The sequence below is a fragment of the Brevundimonas sp. AVps31 genome, from assembly GCF_058681355.1.
This window is the reverse complement of sequence record NZ_CM178736.1, coordinates 47,943-64,914: the sequence shown is the minus strand read 5'-3', so window position 1 is coordinate 64,914 and position 16,972 is coordinate 47,943. Positions and strand designations below refer to the sequence as shown.

The window sequence follows — 16,972 nt, the reverse complement described above, 5'->3', positions numbered from 1 at the left end:
GCCGGCGCGCCTGTCCGTCATTGACGGGCGCGCCGGACTTGCGGACCAATGGGGAATGACCTCCCCCTCCTATGTCAGCACCCGCGGGCGCTCGCCCCTGACCGACTTCGCCGGCACCGTCATCAACGGCATCGCGTCCGACGGCGGCCTGTTCGCGCCGTCGGCCTGGCCGCGACTGGAGCTGGAAGCGCTGACGGCGGGTGAGGCGGACTATGCGACCGTCGCCGAGCGGCTGCTGACGCCGTTCGTCGGCGAATCCCTGCCGCAGGGCGCGCTGGCGGCGGCGACGCGGCGGGTGCAGGACCGCTTCCTGCATCCGGATGTCGTGCCGCTGGTCGAACTGGAGCCCGGACTGCACGTGCTGGAGCTGTTCCATGGCCCCACGGCGGCGTTCAAGGATCTGGCCATGCAACTGGTGGCCGGGATGGCCGAAAGCCTGCTGGCGGTCTCAGGCGAGCGCCTGCTGCTGGTGACCGCGACCAGTGGCGACACGGGCGCGGCGGCGGTAAACGCCTTCGCCGGCGCGGACCGGATCGATCTGGTGGTGCTGCACCCGCTGGGACGGGTGTCGCCGATGCAGCGGCTGCAGATGACCACCACGGCGGCGTCGAATGTCCTGAACCTGGCCGTTCGCGGTGATTTCGATGACTGCCAGCGGCTGGTGAAGGCCTTGCTGGGGGCGAAGGCCCTGAACGCGAACCGACGCGTCAGCTCGGTCAATTCGATCAACTGGGCCCGGCTGTCGGGACAGGCGCCCTATTATGCGGCGGCGGCGTCGAAACTGGCGGAACCGGCGACCTATGTCGTCCCCACCGGCAATTTCGGGGACGCGTTCGCCGGCTGGGTGGCGCGGGCGTGCGGACTGCCGATCCGGGATCTGGTGGCCGCAACCAACCGCAACGACGCGCTCGTGCGGGCCCTGCACACTGGCGTCTATGAGCGGATACAGGCTGAGCCGACCGCCAGCGTCAGCATGGATGTGCAGGCGCCGTCGAACTTCGAGCGGCTGGTGTTCGAGGCCACGGGGCGAGACGCCGACCTGACGCGCGGCCTGTTCGAGGATTTCGCCAAACAGGGGCGGGTGACCCTGCCGGACGATGTGCTGGCCGCCCTGCGGCGCGAAGTGTCGGCGGTGTCTGTCAGCGAGGCCGAGACGGTGGCGGAGATGCAGCGGACCTGGCGCGAGAACGGTCGCGTGATCTGCCCGCACACCGCCGTCGCCCTGCATGCCGCCCGTCGCATCGACCGCACCGGCCCGGTGGTCGCCCTGTCGACGGCGCACCCGGCGAAATTCCCGGACAGTGTCGAGGCCGCCCTGGGCTTTGCGCCCGAACGTCCGCCGCAGCTTGAGGGCCTTGAGGGCCGGACGGAGCGGTTCGAGACGGTGGACGCGACGCTGGAAGCGGTGTTGGGGGCGATCGGCTAGGCCGCCAAACTCTGTTCCGTCCACCAGTCGAGGCGGCGCAGGAAGGGCGCCGGATCCTTGGGCGTGACCAGACGCGTCGGATCGTGGAACAGGCGATCATGCAGCCGGGTCAGGGTGAAGCGCACCGCCGCCACGGCGCCGAGGGCGGGCAGGGCGGCGGCTTCCACCGGGTTGAGCGGGCGCACGGCCTCATATCCCGCGCGGAAGGCGTGGAGCGCGGCGGGCAGAGGCAGGCCGTCGGCGTCAAACCCCCAGGCCGACAGGGCGATGGCCAGGTCGTAGGCCAGCGCATCGGTGCAGGCGAAATAGAAGTCGATCAGGCCGCCGGGCGTGTCGCCCTCGAACAGCAGGTTGTCCGGGAAATAGTCGGCGTGGATCGGTCCGCGCGGCAGGGCGGCGCCGGGATCGGCCCAGGGACCGGTGACCCAGGGCGCCATCCGGTCGAGCAAGGCGCGGTCCGCGGCGTCGGCGCGGGTCTGACAGCGGTCGAACAGGGCGCGGCGGGCCTCGGCGCCCACCGGGTTGGCGCGGGTCAGCGGAAAGTCGGCGGTCGCCAGATGCAGTCGGGCCAGCAGGTCGCCGGCGGCGTGCTGATCCGCGAGCGACGGCGCGCGTTTCCAGGCGCCGGGGAGCCATTCAAGGACGGCGGCGGGGCGCCCGTTCAGGGTTCCGACCGCGTCCCCATCGTCAGCGATCACAGGCCGTGCACAGGGCAGACCCTTGTCCGCCGCATGGGCGGTCAGGCCGAGGCAGAAGGGCAGGGAGGCCGCGTCGGTCCGGCCCTCGAACAGGGTCAGGACGAACCGGCCCCGGTCGGTATCCATGCGGTAGTTGGTGTTCTCCACCCCTTCGGCGATGGGCGTCAGCGATCGCAGGACGCCCAGCCCGTACCGGCGAATGAAGGGCTCGGCGTCGGCCTCTTTGACCGGGGTGAAGACAGCCATGGTCAGACGGCTTTCGACAGGCGGGCGGCGGCGAGGTCAGACAGGTCGGCCAGCAGGCTTTCGGCCGTGGCCCAGCGTCCGGCGCCGCGTCCCCGGCGGCGAACGGCTGACCCGTCGTGCGACACGATCTTCAAGGCGTTGCCCTCTCCCTTCAGTTCCGCGAACAGCGGGTCGAGCGAACTCGACACCAGCCGCACGGAGGCGACCAGCTTGCCGTCTTTCAGCGCGCAGCGACAGAGCTGACGCGACCCGGCGGGCGGCAGGTCAGCGGGGTCCAGCACATCGCGCGGGATGTCGGCCTCATCTGGCATGACGCCGAAGGCTTCGAACGACAGCAGACGGACCTTGGCGAGGGCGTCGAGCCCCTGCAGGTCGGAGGAGGGATCTTCCTCCGCGAAGCCGGCGGCGCGGGCTTCGGAGAGGGCGTGGTCGAAGGCGGCGCCTTCGCCGAGCCGGGCCAGCATGAAGTTGACGGTGCCGTTCAACACCGCCTCGAAGGCTGCGACCGGGGCCGCGTCACGGGCCGAGCGCATGGCCTCGACCATGGGAACGCCGCCGCCGACAGAGGCGGACCAAAGCAGGTTCGCCCCGTTGCGGGCCGCCAGCGCCAGCAGGCCGTCCGGATTGGCGCTGACCGCCTGCTTGTTGGCCGTGGCGACATCGACGCCGCGGGAGAGCGCGGCCTCTATCACCGCATAGCCCGCCGCGGCCTCCGACAGGGCTTCGAGCACGATGTCCGGCTTGCGATCCAGCAGGGCGTCCGGGCTGGAGACCAGCAGAGGGGCGAGGCGAGCATCGGATGCGCCAGGCACGTCGCGCGGTTTGGACGGATCGCGGACCAGGACGCCGACGACCTCCACGCGGGGATCGACCAGCAGGCGGGCCAACGCGCCGCCGCCGACCACGCCGCAGCCGGCCACGGCGACGCGGAGGCGCTGGTGGGCGGGCGCGGGTTTGGGCGGTGCGCCGACCGGGCCGACGACGGTACGGTGGCCGTCCAGATAGTTGCGCACCTCCACCTTCAGCCGGCGGGCTTCGGCGAGGTCGAGGGCGTCCGGCTGGACCAGACCGCCGCCCAGGGCCTTGGCCTCGGCCCAACTGGCCTGATCGTAGCGGCGGGCGTCGGGGTGGACGTTGGGATCGCGGTCGTAGAGGCCGTCCACGTCCTTCACCAGCTGGACGCTGTCCAGATCCAGCTCGGCGGCGAGGAAGAGGGCCGTGAGGTCGGACCCGCCCCGGCCCAGCAGGACCACATCGCCCGCCGGAGACAGGGCCCCGAAGCCGGGGACCACGACCACTTCGTTCTTGAGCAAGGCGCGGTCGAGGGCTGCACGATCCAACGAGACGGGCCGGGCATGCTCACACGGACCCTCCGCGAGAAGGCCGAGTTCGCGGACCGTCAGGGTCGCGGCGCTGAGCCCGACGCGGTCGCAGGCCAAGGCCACGAGGGCGGCGGAGCGCTCCTCACCCTGCACGACGTAGGCGGGCAGGAGGCTGTTGTCGTGGGCGAGACCGAGCGCGCGGGCTTCGGACAGCAGGCGGTCGGTCTCTCCCGCAAGGGCCGAGACGACGGCGACCACGCGACGGCCGCGACGGACCTCGGCGTAGATGTCGGAGGCGACCTTGGGGGCGTCGGCGGGATTGACGAGCACGGAGCTGCCGAACTTCATCACCACCACCTCGGGCGCGGTGGCGGGAAGGGCGGGGGCCGGGGGACGTTTGAGAACGGCGAGCTGGGCGGGCATGGCGGCGGTCTTTCGGAGAGGTCTGGAAAAGAAAAACCCCGCCCGGAGCGATCCGGGCGGGGTTGGGTTTTTGCGTTCCTGAGCTTTGGTGCGCGCTAACCTGTCCCCGCCGGAGGCGTGGTGGTGGTCATACCGGTCATGCCAATGACGCGCACGATCGCGCCGCCGCACGAGGCGGTTGAGGCGAGGGCGAGGCGGGCGTCGAGACGGTTCACGGAGGACCTGCTCAGTTCAAGTTCAGCATGGAGGCTGACGGACAAGGCGGGGGTCCGTCAACCTGCAAGGTGAAAAATTGCGAGACGAAGCCGTGTCCATGGCCTCGGAAGCACAGTTTCACCCTCGTGCGAGCGAAGCCAGCCAGCGCTTCCGCCTGTTGACTCAGAGAACTTTACAACACAAAGTGCTTTTCACGAGGCGGGGCTGGCCTGCCTACGAGAGGAAACCCACCATGAAGACGATCACCGCCGCGGCCGTCGCCGCCCTGTCCTGTCTCGCCGCCGCACCGGCGCTCGCCGACGACGTCACCATCACCCTGACCGGCGTCGAGGCGCGGGGCGGGCAACTGCTGGCCGCGCTTCAAACGCACGACCAGTTCCTGCAACCCGCCGGAGCCTATGGGGACATCATCCGCAACCCGGCGGCGGGCACGCTGACCGTGACCTTCCGCAACGTCCAGCCGGGCGACTATTCCCTGTCGGTGCTGCACGACGTGGACGGGGACGGCCAGATGAAGCTGGAAGGCGGAATGCCGGCGGAAGGCTGGGCCATGGTGCACGGAGAGACCCTGCGCGCGGGTCCGACCTGGGATCAGGTGAAGTTCACTGTGCCGGCGACCGGGGCGACCCGCCTGACCGTGCCGATGCAGTATTTCAAGTGACAGTTGGACGTCCCGCCCTTCGTGAGAGGAGCGGGACGTTCGCCGTCAGGCCCAGTGCATCTGCACGCGATGGGCGGCGGCCCAGTGGATCGCCCGGATGCCGTCGATGACGGCGTTGGCGGCGTCCCGCGTGCCCAGGGTGCCGCCCAGGTCGGCGGTGACCGCTCCGGCCGACAGGACGGCGGCGCAGGCGGCTTCGATGGACCCGGCCTCGTCCTCCAGACCCAGGCTGTGGCGCAACAGCAGGGCGGCGGACAGGATGGTCCCGACCGGGTTGGCCTTGTCCTGACCGGCGATGTCGGGCGCCGAGCCATGGATAGGCTCGAACAGGCCTGGGCCACTGGAGCCCAGCGAGGCCGAGGGCAGCAGGCCGATGGAGCCGCCCAGCACCGAAATCTCGTCCGACAGGATGTCGCCGAACATGTTCTCGGTCAGGATGACGTCGTAGTCGCGCGGCTTGCGGATCAGGTGCATGGCCATGGAGTCGACCAGGGCGTGCTCCAGCTCGATGCGGGGGAACTCCTCGGCGTGGATGCGGGTCACGACCTCGCGCCACAGGCGGCTGGTCTCCATGACGTTGGCCTTGTCGACCGAGGTCACCTTGCCACGCCTTTGCTGGGCGGTGTGGAAGGCGGCGCGGGCGACACGCTCGACCTCGCCGACCGTATAGACGCACAGGTCGGTGGCGCGGTCGGCGGTCCGGGTCTTTTCACCGAAATAGATGCCGCCGGTCAGCTCGCGGAAGACGATCAGATCGACGCCCTCGACGATCTCTTTCTTCAGCGGCGAGCGATGGGCCAGCACCGGCGAGACCTGCAGCGGACGCAGGTTGGCGTACAGGCCCATGGCCTTGCGCAGGCCCAGCAGGCCTTCTTCCGGGCGACGCTTGCCGCCGTCCCATTTCGGTCCGCCGACGGCGCCCAGCAGCACGGCGTCGGCGGCCAGACAGGCGTCGATGGTCTCCTGCGGCAAGGGATCGCCAACGGCGTCGATGCCGGCCCCGCCGATCAGATGTTCGCTGAAGTTGAAGGTGTGACCAAAGAAGTCGCCGATGACCGCCAGCACGGCCTGCGCCGCGTGGGTGACCTCGGGGCCGACGCCGTCACCGGGCAGGACGACGATATTGTAGGTCTTGGAGACGGACATCAGACGGTTTCTTTCTGGCGTTCAAAGGCTTCGATGGCGGGCAGGCGGGCGTGCAGCCAGCCGAGCGTGTCGACCCCGTCCAGCAGGCACTGGCGGGCGAAACTCTCCACCACGAAGGCGACAGGTTCTGCATTGCCGCGCTGGAGGGTGGAGGTTTCCAGATCGATGGTGATCGGCTGGTCCGCGTGGGCGGCGAGGTCGTCCCAGGTCGCCTGATCGACGACGATGGGCAGAAGGCCGTTCTTCAGGGCGTTGGAGGTGAAGATGTCGGCGATGCCGGTCGAGACCACGGCCCGGAAGCCGTAGTCCATCAGGGCCCACGGCGCGTGCTCGCGGGAAGATCCGCAGGCGAAGTTTTTCCCGGCCAGCAGGATGCGGCGCTCGGTCGGGTCGATGCGGTTCAGGACGGCTTCGGGCTTGGGCGCGCCGTCGGCTTCGTAGCGCCAGTCATAGAAGGCCCAGGCGCCCAGACCCTCGCGGCTGGTGGTGCTGAGGAAGCGTCCGGGGATGATCTGGTCGGTGTCGATGTTCGACTGCGACAGGACCACGGCTTTGGAGGTCAGCGTTTTCAATGGCTCAGGCATCTTGGGCTCCTACCGCCTCGCGCGCGGCGCTCGGCTGCTTGAGGAGGGGCGCCTCCACCAGAAAGACGCGAGGATCGGTCAGCACGCCCATGATGGCCGTGGCCGCGGCGGTCGCAGGACTGGCCAGGATGGTGCGCGAGCCGGGACCTTGGCGGCCTTCGAAATTGCGGTTGGAGGTCGAGACGGCCAGCTGGCCGGGCGCCACCATGTCGCCGTTCATGGCCAGACACATTGAACAGCCCGGGATGCGCCACTCCGCGCCCGCGTCGATGAAGACGGTGTGCAGACCCTCGGCCTCGGCGTCGCGGCGGACGGCCTCGGAACCGGGCACCACGAGCATGCGCAGGCCCGGCTTGACCTTGCGGCCGCGCAGAACCTCGGCGGCGGCGCGGAGGTCGGGCAGGCGTCCGTTGGTGCAACTGCCGATGAAGACCACATCGACCGGATGGGCTGTGGTCGCCTCGCCGGCGGTGAAGCCCATATAGGCCAGCGCCTTTTCACCCGAGGCGTCCTTCGGCTGAGGCACGGCCGCGCCGATGGCGGAGCCCGCGTCGGGCGTGGTGCCCCAGGTCGCCATCGGGCCGATGGCGGCGCCGTCGATCCGGACTTCAGCGTCGAAGACCGCGCCGGGGTCCGAGGCCAGGGACAGCCAGTCGGTGACGGCGGCGTCCCAAGCCGCACCCTGCGGGGCGTGTTTGCGGCCTTTCAGCCAGTCGACGGTGACCTGATCCGGGGCCACCATGCCGGCGCGGGCGCCCGCCTCGATCGACATGTTGCAGACGGTCATCCGCCCTTCCATGTCCAGCGACCGGATGGCCTCGCCCGCATATTCGATCACGAAGCCGGTGCCGCCGCCGAAGCCCAGGCGTGCGATGATCGCCAGAGCGACATCCTTGCCGGAGACGCCGGGCTGCAGCTGACCGTTGACGGTGACGCGCATGGTCCGCGGCTTGCGCTGCAGCAGACATTGGGTGGCCAGGACGTGGCCGACCTCGGAGGTGCCGATGCCGAAAGCCAGTGCGCCGAAGGCGCCGTGGGTGGCGGTGTGGCTGTCGCCGCAGACCACGGTCATGCCCGGCCGGGTCAGGCCCAGCTCCGGCCCCATGACATGGACCACGCCGCGGTCCGCCGAGCCCCAACCTGCCAGCGACACGCCGTGGCGCGCGCAGTTGGCCTCCAGCGTCTCGACCTGGGCTTTTGAAGCCGGGGTGTAGTAGGGCCGCTCGCCGCTCGCATCAGCGGGCAGGGTGGGGGTGGAGTGGTCCAGTGTCGCGAAGGTGCGGTCGGGACGACGCACCTTCAGGCCCCGGCTCTCGATCTCGGAAAAGGCCTGTGGGCTGGTGACCTCGTGCACCAGATGCAGGTCGACGTAGAGCACGGCGGGTGCGTCGGGCGTTTCCGCCTGCACTACATGCCGGTTCCAGACTTTTTCGAACAGGGTCTCAGGCATATTCGGCCTCGCGCTGGGGGGCGGGGGCGTTGTCGTGGATGGGCTCCAGCCAGCTATGGCGGTCGGGCGTCGCGCCGGTGAACAGGCCGCGGAATGCGGCGTTGACCGCCTTGGTCACCGGGCCGGGGCCGGCGGCGCGGGTCGGGATGCCGTCGACCGATCGCACCGGGGTGATCTCGGCCGCCGTGCCGGTCATGAAGATCTCGTCGGCGACGTACAGGGCCTCGCGCGGCAGGATCTGCTCGCGGGTTTCGTAGCCCAGCCCACGCGCCAGCTTCAGCACGCTGTCGCGGGTGATGCCCATCAGGATGGAGGCCGCGGCGGGCGGGGTGATGATCTCGCCGTCCTTCACCAGGAAGAGGTTCTCGCCGGCACCTTCGGACAGGCGGCCGTCGGTGCCGAGCGCGATGCCCTCGCCGAAGCCGCCGACCCGGGCCTCGCGCCCGATCAGGTAGGAGGACAGATAGTTGCCGCCCGCCTTGGCGCCCGAGGGCACGGTGTTGGGGGCGATGCGTGACCACGAGGCGACGCAGGCGTCCACCCCCTTCTCCAGCGCCTCCTCGCCCAGATAGGCGCCCCACGGGAAGGCGGCGATGGCGACGTCGATGTTCATATTGTCGGGAGAGGGCGTCACCCCCATGCCGCAGGCGCCGAGGAAGGCGATGGGGCGGATGTAGGCGGACTTCAGGCCGGTCGACCTCACGGTGGCGCGGCAGGCCTCGACCAGTTCCACCTCCGTGTACGGCAGCTGGAAATGGTACATGCGGGCGCTGTCGAACAGGCGCCGCACGTGGTCGGTCAGGCGGAAGCCGCAGGGGCCGTTGGGGGTGTCATAGACGCGGATGCCCTCGAACACCGAGGTGCCGTAGTGGAGCGCGTGGCTCATCACGTGGACCTTCGCATCGGCCCAGGGCGTCAGTTCGCCGTTGACCCAGATCTGTTCAGCCAGCGGCCGCATAGGCGTACTCCTGTCGGGGGGCGGCGTCCGGGCGCGAGGCCTCGATGATCGCCAGCAATTCGTGGTCGTTGATCTCGCCGATCTCGTCGGCGCGGGCCTTGAAGCCGGCGAAGGCGGCGGCCAGATGGGCGCCCGCCACGGGCTGGCCCAGGGCCTCGGCGCGCTTGGCGACGGCGTGGCGGCCGGAGTGCTTGCCTAGCACGAACCAGGTGCCTTCGAAGCCGACGTCCTGGGGCCGCATGATCTCGTAGGTCGAGGGGTCGGCCATCATGCCGTGCTGGTGGATGCCGGCCTCGTGGGCGAAGGCGTTCAGGCCGACGATGGCCTTGTTGCGCACCACGGGGGTTTGAGTGATCTCGCTCAGCAGGCGGCTGGCGCGGACCAGATGGGTGGCGTCGACGCCGGTGTGCAGGCCGTAGCGGTCCGACCGGGTGCGGATGGCCATGACCATTTCCTCGATCGAGGCGTTGCCTGCCCGTTCGCCGATGCCGTTGACGGCGCCCTCGATCTGACGCGCCCCGGCCTCGACGGCCGCCAGCGAGTTGGCGACGGCCATGCCCAGATCGTCATGGCAGTGCGCCGAGAAGACGACCTGCGGGAAGCGGGCGCGCACGCTGGCGATCAGATTGCGGAAGATGTCGCCGATCTCGCCCGGCGTGGAATAGCCGACGGTGTCAGGGATGTTCAGGGTGGTCGCGCCCGCCGCGGCGGCGGCTTCGCACACCTCGGCCAGGAATTCCGGCTCGGTGCGGATCGCGTCCTCGGGGCTGAACTCCACATCCTCGAAGCGGGTGCGGGCGTAGGCGACCGAGCGCGCCGCGGCGGCCAGCACCTCGGCCCTGGACATCTTCAGCTTGGCCGAGCGGTGGATCGGGCTGGTGCCCAGGAAGATGTGGATGCGGCGTTCTCCGGTGCCGGACAGGGCGCGATACGCGGCGTCGATATCCGCCTCATTCGAGCGGGCCAGTGAGCAGAAGACGGGGCCTTCGACCTCGCCGACCACGCGGCGAACGCATTCCTCGTCGCCGGGGGAGGCGGCGGCGAAGCCGGCCTCGACCACATCGACCTTCATGTCCGCCAGAACGCGGGCCATGCGGACCTTCTCGTCCGGTCCCATGGAGAAACCGGGCGCCTGTTCCCCGTCGCGCAGGGTGGTGTCGAAGACGACGACCTTGTTTGGATCGGCGGCGACGGCCGTTTGTACCTTGGTCATGCCGCGACCTCGGGATGAAAGCCGGCGGCGTTGACGCGAGTGACGCCGAACAGCTTGTCGATCTGACGGCCCAGGGTCCGGGTGCAGCGCCCGTCGTCGCGGCCGCGCACGGCCAGTTCGATCCGGCGCGCGGGTCCCTCGTCGCTCATGCGGATGCCGTCGATGTGGAAGCCGCGGCGCTCCACCAGACCGATCAGGCGCTGGAGCGAGCCGTCGGCGCGGTCAATGTTCAGGTGCAGGGTTTCGGTGCTCATGGCTCAGGCGCCTTCCATCATTTCGGCATTGTTCTTTCCGGGCGGGACCAGCGGCCACACGTTCTCCCGGGGATCGATGATGACGTGTGCGAGGCAGGGGCCGTCGGCGGCCAGCAGGCGGGCGATCCCGGCCTGAACCTCCTCGCGTCGGCTAATTCGGAAGGCCTCGATCCCGAAGGCCTCGGCGACCTTCACGAAGTCCGGATTGTCGGACAGGTCGATCTCCGAATAGTTGCCGTCGAAGAACAGCTCCTGCCACTGGCGGACCAGGCCCAGGGAGCTGTTGTCCAGCAGCAGGACCTTCACCGCGACGCCGTAGCGACGCAGGGTGGCCAGCTCCTGCACGTTCATCATGAAGCCGCCGTCGCCGGCGATGACGACGACCGTGGCGTCCGGATCGGACAGTTTGGCGCCGATGCCGGCGGGCAGGCCGAAGCCCATGGCCCCCAGACCACCCGAGGTGATGTGGGCTTCCGGCTTCGAGAAGCGGCAGTGCTGGGCGGCCCACATCTGATGCTGGCCGACGTCGCAGGCGGCGACGAAGGAGTCGCCGGCGGCCTCCGACACGGCCTTCAGCAGGGCAGGGGCGAAGACGCCCTCGCCGGGTGCGTCGTCATAGCGGAAGGCGGTGCGCTGGACCCGGCTGGCGCAGTGGATCATCCACGGATCGATGGCCGGGCCATTCCCGGCCAGGCGGGCGGTCAGGGCCTCGACGCCCGGCGCCAGCTCGCCGGCCACGGGGATCCAGGTCTCGCGCAGCTTGCCGATCTCGGAGGCGTCGATGTCGAAATGGATGACCCGGGCGTGGGGCGCGAACTCGGCCAGCTTGCCAGTCGCGCGGTCATCGAAGCGGGCGCCCAGGACGATCAGCAGGTCGGCTTCCTGCACCGCCTCGTTGGCGGCCCGGGTCCCGTGCATGCCCAGCATGCCCTGGAAGCCGGGGGCGTCGGTCGGGATCGTCCCCAGGGCGTTCAGGGTTGCGACTGACGGAATGCCGGTGGTTTCGGCGAAGGCGCGGACCTGTTCGGTGGCGCGACCGATCTTCACCCCGCCGCCGACATAGATCAGCGGACGTCGGGCCGCGCGGATGGCGTCCGCCGCCGCGGCGATGGCGTCGTGGTCGGTCGGGATGGTCTCGTTGGGATAGTGGAAGCCGAAGTCTTCACTCGTCTGGCCGACCTGCACATCCTTGGGCAGATCGATCAGGACCGGGCCGGGGCGGCCCGAGGCGGCGATGTGGAAGGCCTCCTCGACCGCCGCGGGAACGTCGGCCGGGTCACGGACCAGGATCGAGTGTTTCACGATCGGCAGGGTGACGCCCAGGATATCGATCTCCTGGAAGGCGTCGGTGCCCATGACGCCTTGCGCGACATTGCCGGTGATGCAGACGATGGGGATGGAATCCATCATCGCATTGGCGATGCCGGTGATCAGGTTGGTGGCGCCGGGGCCGGAGGTCGCCATGCACACCCCGACCTTGCCGCTGCGGCGCGCATAGGCGTCGGCGGCGAAGGCGGCGGCCTGTTCGTGGCGGACCAGGATGTGGCGCAGTTTCGATCCGGCCAGGGCGTCGTAAACGGGCATGATCGCGCCGCCCGGATAGCCGAACACGACCTCCACCCCCAGCCGCTCCAGGGTGGAGACGAGCAGGCGGGCGCCGCTTTTCGGGGCGGTGGCGGGTTCGGGGATGCGGGCGGCGGAGGCGGTCATGGTTCAGGCGGCTTCCGACTTGGGGGCGTGCAGCCAGGCCATGCGCTCGCGCAGCTTCGCCCCGGTGATCTCGATGGGTTGCTCGCCGTCGGCCTTGACCCAGGCGTCGTATCGGGGCTTGCCGGCCTCGTTCTCGGCGATCCATTCACTGGCGAACTGACCCGACTGGATCTCGTCCAGGATGGTCTTCATCCGGGCGCGGGTTTCGTCGGTGATGACGCGAGGGCCGGACTTGACCGAGCCCCATTTGGCCGTCTCCGAGATGAATTCGTTCATCTTGGTGATGCCGCCTTCGTAGAACAGGTCCACGATCAGCTTCAGCTCGTGCATGCACTCGAAGTAGGCGATCTCGGGCTGGTAGCCGGCCTCGACCAGGGTGTTGAAGCCGGACATGACCAGCTCCTTGGCGCCGCCGCACAGGACGGCCTGTTCACCGAACAGATCGGTCTCGGTCTCCTCGCGGAAGGTGGTCTCCAGCAGGCCGCCGGTCGCGCCGCCATTGCCCTTGGCGTAGCCCATGGCGCGGTCGCGGGCCTTGCCGGTCGCGTCCTTCTCGATGGCGAACAGGGAGGGGACGCCCCGGCCGCGCTGGTACTCGCGGCGGACCAGATCGCCCGGACCCTTGGGCGCGACCAGGATGACGTCCATGTCAGCCCGCGGCGTGATGCGGCCGTAGATGATCGAGAAGCCGTGGGCGAACAGGATGGCCGAGCCGGGCTTGGCGTTCGGCTCGATGATGTCGCGGTAGACCTCGGCCTGGATCATGTCCGGGGTCAGGATGGCGATGATGTCCGCATCCCTGACCGCCTCGGCGGGCTCGGCGGTCGGGACGCCGTCGGCGGTGGCGTTGCGCCAGCCCTTGCCGCCCTCGCGGACCCCGGCGACCACGTCGTGGCCGGAGTCCTTCAGGTTCTGGGCGTGGGCCCGGCCCTGCGAGCCGTAGCCGATAATGGCGATGCGCTGACCGGCGATGGCGCCGGGGCGAATGTCCTCGTCGGTGTAGATGGTGATGGCCATGGTTCAGGCGTCCTCTCGGGCGGATCGGGTTTCGGTCTCGGCGGGACGCTGGACCGGGGGCGGATTGGGAATGGTCACGGCGCCTTGGGCGGCGGAGGCCACCGAGGCGCGGTATTTGGCGAAGACTCCGTGCGCCGGGCGGATTGATCGGGGGGCGAAGTCCGCCCGGCGCTTCACCAGATCGGCGTCGACGTCGATCCGGCGGTTGGCGACGTCGATGGCGATGCGGTCGCCGTCGCGGATCAGGGCGATGGGGCCGCCGACCGCCGCCTCGGGCGAGACATGGCCGGCGACGAAGCCGTAGCTGGCGCCCGAGAAACGGCCATCGGTGATCAGGGCGACGTTGTGGACGCCGCGACCCTTCAGGGCGGCGGTGACCTGCAGCATCTCGCGCATTCCGGGGCCGCCCTTGGGACCTTCGTAGCGGATGACGATGACGTCGCCTTCACCGACCGAGCCGTCCTGAACGGCATGGAAGGCGTCCTCCTCGCTGTCGAAGACGCAGGCGGGCCCCTCGAAGCGGTCGACCTTGTGGCCGGTCAGCTTGATGACCGCGCCGTCGGGAGCGACGTCGCCGTAGATGACGGCGTAGCTGCCGCGATCCATGACCGGCGCATCGAAGGTGGCCACCACCTGCTGGCCGGGGGTTTCCTCGGCCTCGGCGGCCTCGGCGAACAGGCTGCGGCCGCTGACAGTGGGGGCGTTGACGATCTTGCCCGCCGCCGCCATCCGCTGGGTCACCAGGCGGGTGCCGCCCGCCGCGAACAGGTGCGAGGCCAGGAAGCGGCCGCCGGGCTTCAGGTCGCAAATGACCGGGGCGTCGACGCAGGCCTGGTGGCAGTCCTCGACCCCGAACTCGACCCCCGCCTCGGCGGCAATGGCGGTCAGATGCATGACGGCGTTGGTCGAACCGCCCGAGGCCGAGACGGCGACGGCGGCGTTCCGCAGGCTGGCCCGGGTGATGTATTTGCGGGCGCTGTCGCCGGCGAAGACGCGCTCGACGATCAGGCGGCCGCAGCGATGCCCTTCCGCGCCCTTGGCCGGATCGACGGCGGGGACGTCGTTGGCGCCCATGGGCGACAGGCCCATGACCGACAGGGCCATGGCCATGGTGTTGGCGGTGAACTGGCCGCCGCAGGCGCCGGCGCCGGGGCAGACCGCCGTCTCGACCGCCTTCAGGCCCGCGTCGTCCAGGGCGCCGGCGGCGTGGGCGCCGATGGCCTCGAAAATCTCCTGAACCGAGACCTCCTTGGTGCCGATGGTCCCCGGCAGGATCGTGCCGCCGTAGTAGACCAGGCCCGGGATATCCATGCGGGCCAGCGCCATGGCGGCGGCCGGGATCGTCTTGTCGCAGCCGACGATGCAGATGACGCCGTCCAGCTGATGGCCCTCGACGGCCAGCTCGATGCTGTCGGCGACGACCTCGCGGCTGATCAGCGAGGCCTTCATGCCGGGCGTGCCCATCGAGATGCCGTCGGTGACGACGATGGTGTTGAAATCGACCGGATAGCCGCCCGCGGCGACGATGCCGGCGCGCACATCGGCGGCCAGACGGTCCAGATGCATGTTGCAGGGCGTGACCGACGACCAGGTGTTGACCACCGCGATCATCGGCTTGTCGAAGTCGGCGTCCTGCATGCCGGCGGCGCGCAGATAGCTGCGGGCGGCGGCGCGGTTGGGCCCGGCCGTGACGGCGCGGCTGCGCGCGTTCGGCGGCCGATCGTTCGGGGTGAAATCTTGCGTCATTGGCGAAGTCGTTCCGGAAGGGTGTCCGGACCGCGCGCAACAAAAAACCCGCCTCCTGAAGGGAAGCGGGTGGCTGCGGGCGATCCTGAGGGTTGTCTAGGTCAGGTCACATGCGTCCACGCCGCTCCGCTAAGGAGCACGAGGATTACCGTGAGAATGAGGGTGTTCAGGGCCAGTTCGATCGACGGCGCACGCGTCGCCGCGATCGCCTTGGCGGCGATCCTGCGGTCAGCGATGTGGACACGATCGGCCACGGAGGCTCCTGTTCAACGCGGTCAGGAAACCATGCTCTGCTGCGCCGCACAAGGTTGTTCAGGAAAATTATTGCGCCAGCACCGTTTGAACTGCGTCGAAGAGCAGAAATCTACCTGTGCCAGATCAGCGTTGGCATCAGGCCTGATCGTTCCTCAGGACCGGCGCGGCGATCAGGATCGCTTGGCTCCGATTGTTAACCTGCAGCTTTTTCAGAATGGCCGAAACATGTTGTTTCACAGTGCCTTCCGTCAGGTTCATGTCGCAGGCGATCTGCTTGTTCAGCTTGCCTTCCACGAGTGCTCGCATGATGCGGAGTTGCGCCCCGGAGAGGGTGGCGATGCGGCGGTGGAAGTCGATCGCCTGACGGTCGGCCTGGACGTTCTCGGGAAACACGTTTTCCCCGCGCAGAATGGCGCCGACGGCGTTGACCAGTGTTTCGACCGGCTCGGATTTGGACAGCCAGGCGTCCACGCCGAACGCCTTGCCCATCGACAGGGTGTGATTGTCGGTCCGCGACGAGACGATGGCGATCTTGCCGTCGGGCAGGATCTGCTGGAGCCGAAGCAGGGCGCTGAACCCCTCGGCGTCCGGGAGCATCAGGTCCAGCATGACCAGCTTCACGCGCGGCCCATGCAGTCTGACGTAGGCGTCGGCTTCGGCGGCGGTGGTCACGCGGCCGATATCGAGGTGCGGGTAGGCGGCCTTGATCGAGAGCTCGAAAGCCTGTCCGACCAAAGGATGGTCGTCGACGATCAGGACAATCCAGCGCACAGAAATTCTCGTTACTAACCTGAGCTATAGCCGCTTCTACACGGACAGATTGCAGTCGGGTTTCCTAACAAGACGTTTGCCAATCGCCAAGCGGACAGTTTTCGCGGGAACCCTCTTTGGCCTTCAACCTATAACTTTGGTTCGATTTGCCCCTTTCTGGCGGGTCCGGTTGTGGACCTGGCCGCTGATCGGGATGATTTGGACGCCAACGAGACACACACCCCGTCGTTGGAGACGCACCATGATCAAGTCCCTTGCCGCCGCCGCCGCCCTTCTGACCGTCGTCATCGCCGCTCCCGCGATGGCCCAGTCGGCCTCGACCACTGGAAGCGGTTCGATCACCGTGATCCGCCCCCTGACCATCACCAAGAACGCCGACCTGAAGTTCGGCACCGTGGTGCGTCCGGCCACCGGCGCCGGCACGGTCACGGTCAGCGCCGCCGGCGCCCGCTCGGTCGCGGGTGGCGTCGTCGGCCTGAGCTCGGGCGACACGCCGCAGGCCGCGCAGTTCACCGTGGACGGTGAAGGCGGCCAGTCGATCTCGGTGACCATCCCGGGCACCTTCTCGATCGCCAACGGCTCGGACACCCTGACGGTGACGACCTCGAACAACCTGACCGGTTCCGCCGCCGCCCAGACCCTGAGCAATGCGCTCGGCGCCGCCGGTTCGCTGTCCTTCAAGGTCGGCGGCAGCGTGCCGGTCGCCTCCACCGCCCCGACCGGCGTTTACACCGGGACCTTCACCGTCTCGGCCGCCTATAACTGATCGCCAACCCTGTGTTTCCGCTGCAGGAAATACACGCCGCCGCCAGATCTGTTAACGTCTCGGTTGTCCGAGAGGACTACCTTGACGTTCGGGCGGGCTTGAGGAGGGTG

Annotated in this window: 16 protein-coding genes; 3 read left to right on the top strand and 13 right to left on the bottom strand. The window is 69.1% G+C overall.

The features are described from left to right. Positions 1–55 precede the first annotated feature (55 nt). Positions 56–1,426 (top strand): threonine synthase, encoded by a 1,371-nt coding sequence (gene thrC / locus ACW174_RS00275; protein ID WP_492015700.1) that lies wholly within the window; start codon positions 56–58, stop codon positions 1,424–1,426. Here thrC and ACW174_RS00270 read toward each other — a convergent pair. Continuing rightward, the gene (locus ACW174_RS00270; protein ID WP_492015699.1) at positions 1,423–2,370 is read right to left on the bottom strand and encodes a homoserine kinase; all 948 of its coding nucleotides are present in this window, start codon (positions 2,368–2,370) and stop codon (positions 1,423–1,425) included. The genes thrC and ACW174_RS00270 overlap by 4 nt on opposite strands. Before the next feature lie 2 nt (positions 2,371–2,372). Continuing rightward, entirely contained in the window at positions 2,373–4,115 is a 1,743-nt protein-coding gene (locus tag ACW174_RS00265) for an amino acid kinase family protein (protein ID WP_492015698.1), read from the bottom strand. Between the two features lie 448 nt (positions 4,116–4,563). Here ACW174_RS00265 and ACW174_RS00260 point away from each other — a divergent pair, with 448 nt between their 5' ends. Continuing rightward, on the top strand, positions 4,564–4,992 hold the full coding sequence (locus ACW174_RS00260) for a DUF2141 domain-containing protein (protein ID WP_492015697.1): 429 nt from the start codon (positions 4,564–4,566) through the stop codon (positions 4,990–4,992). Positions 4,993–5,037: 45 nt separating this feature from the next. Here ACW174_RS00260 and leuB read toward each other — a convergent pair whose 3' ends face one another. From leuB to ACW174_RS00205, 11 genes are all read right to left on the bottom strand, one after another. Next, positions 5,038–6,138 carry a 3-isopropylmalate dehydrogenase gene (gene leuB / locus ACW174_RS00255; RefSeq protein WP_492015696.1) on the bottom strand — a complete coding sequence of 367 codons (1,101 nt, stop codon included), beginning with the start codon at positions 6,136–6,138 and terminating at the stop codon, positions 5,038–5,040. Further along, positions 6,138–6,722, bottom strand: a complete 585-nt coding sequence (leuD, locus tag ACW174_RS00250; RefSeq protein WP_492015695.1) for a 3-isopropylmalate dehydratase small subunit — start codon at positions 6,720–6,722, stop codon at positions 6,138–6,140. Before leuD ends, leuB begins: the two co-directional genes overlap by 1 nt. After that, positions 6,715–8,172, bottom strand: coding sequence for a 3-isopropylmalate dehydratase large subunit (gene leuC, locus ACW174_RS00245; protein WP_492015694.1), 1,458 nt, complete (start codon positions 8,170–8,172; stop codon positions 6,715–6,717). The genes leuD and leuC overlap by 8 nt, the downstream gene beginning before the upstream one ends. Next, complete coding sequence (locus ACW174_RS00240) at positions 8,165–9,130, bottom strand: branched-chain amino acid transaminase (protein ID WP_492015693.1); 966 nt, start codon at positions 9,128–9,130, stop codon at positions 8,165–8,167. The genes leuC and ACW174_RS00240 overlap by 8 nt, the downstream gene beginning before the upstream one ends. After that, positions 9,114–10,343 carry a 2-isopropylmalate synthase gene (locus ACW174_RS00235; RefSeq protein WP_492015692.1) on the bottom strand — a complete coding sequence of 410 codons (1,230 nt, stop codon included), beginning with the start codon at positions 10,341–10,343 and terminating at the stop codon, positions 9,114–9,116. The genes ACW174_RS00240 and ACW174_RS00235 overlap by 17 nt, the downstream gene beginning before the upstream one ends. Then, positions 10,340–10,597, bottom strand: a complete 258-nt coding sequence (locus ACW174_RS00230; protein ID WP_492015691.1) for an ACT domain-containing protein — start codon at positions 10,595–10,597, stop codon at positions 10,340–10,342. Before ACW174_RS00230 ends, ACW174_RS00235 begins: the two co-directional genes overlap by 4 nt. Before the next feature lie 3 nt (positions 10,598–10,600). After that, positions 10,601–12,307: an acetolactate synthase 2 catalytic subunit gene (ilvG, locus tag ACW174_RS00225; protein WP_492015690.1), complete on the bottom strand. Its 1,707-nt coding sequence runs from the start codon at positions 12,305–12,307 to the stop codon at positions 10,601–10,603. Between the two features lie 3 nt (positions 12,308–12,310). Next, on the bottom strand, positions 12,311–13,324 hold the full coding sequence (gene ilvC, locus ACW174_RS00220; protein WP_492015689.1) for a ketol-acid reductoisomerase: 1,014 nt from the start codon (positions 13,322–13,324) through the stop codon (positions 12,311–12,313). A gap of 3 nt (positions 13,325–13,327) precedes the next feature. Continuing rightward, on the bottom strand, positions 13,328–15,070 hold the full coding sequence (gene ilvD / locus ACW174_RS00215; RefSeq protein WP_492015688.1) for a dihydroxy-acid dehydratase: 1,743 nt from the start codon (positions 15,068–15,070) through the stop codon (positions 13,328–13,330). Positions 15,071–15,171: 101 nt separating this feature from the next. After that, positions 15,172–15,324 carry a hypothetical protein gene (locus ACW174_RS00210; protein ID WP_492015687.1) on the bottom strand — a complete coding sequence of 51 codons (153 nt, stop codon included), beginning with the start codon at positions 15,322–15,324 and terminating at the stop codon, positions 15,172–15,174. 136 nt (positions 15,325–15,460) lie between these two features. Continuing rightward, on the bottom strand, positions 15,461–16,096 hold the full coding sequence (locus ACW174_RS00205; RefSeq protein ID WP_492015686.1) for a LuxR C-terminal-related transcriptional regulator: 636 nt from the start codon (positions 16,094–16,096) through the stop codon (positions 15,461–15,463). 241 nt (positions 16,097–16,337) lie between these two features. On the opposite strand from ACW174_RS00205, the gene ACW174_RS00200 reads away from it, so the two are divergent. Next, positions 16,338–16,862, top strand: a complete 525-nt coding sequence (locus tag ACW174_RS00200) for a DUF4402 domain-containing protein (protein WP_492015685.1) — start codon at positions 16,338–16,340, stop codon at positions 16,860–16,862. Positions 16,863–16,972: the final 110 nt, after the last annotated feature.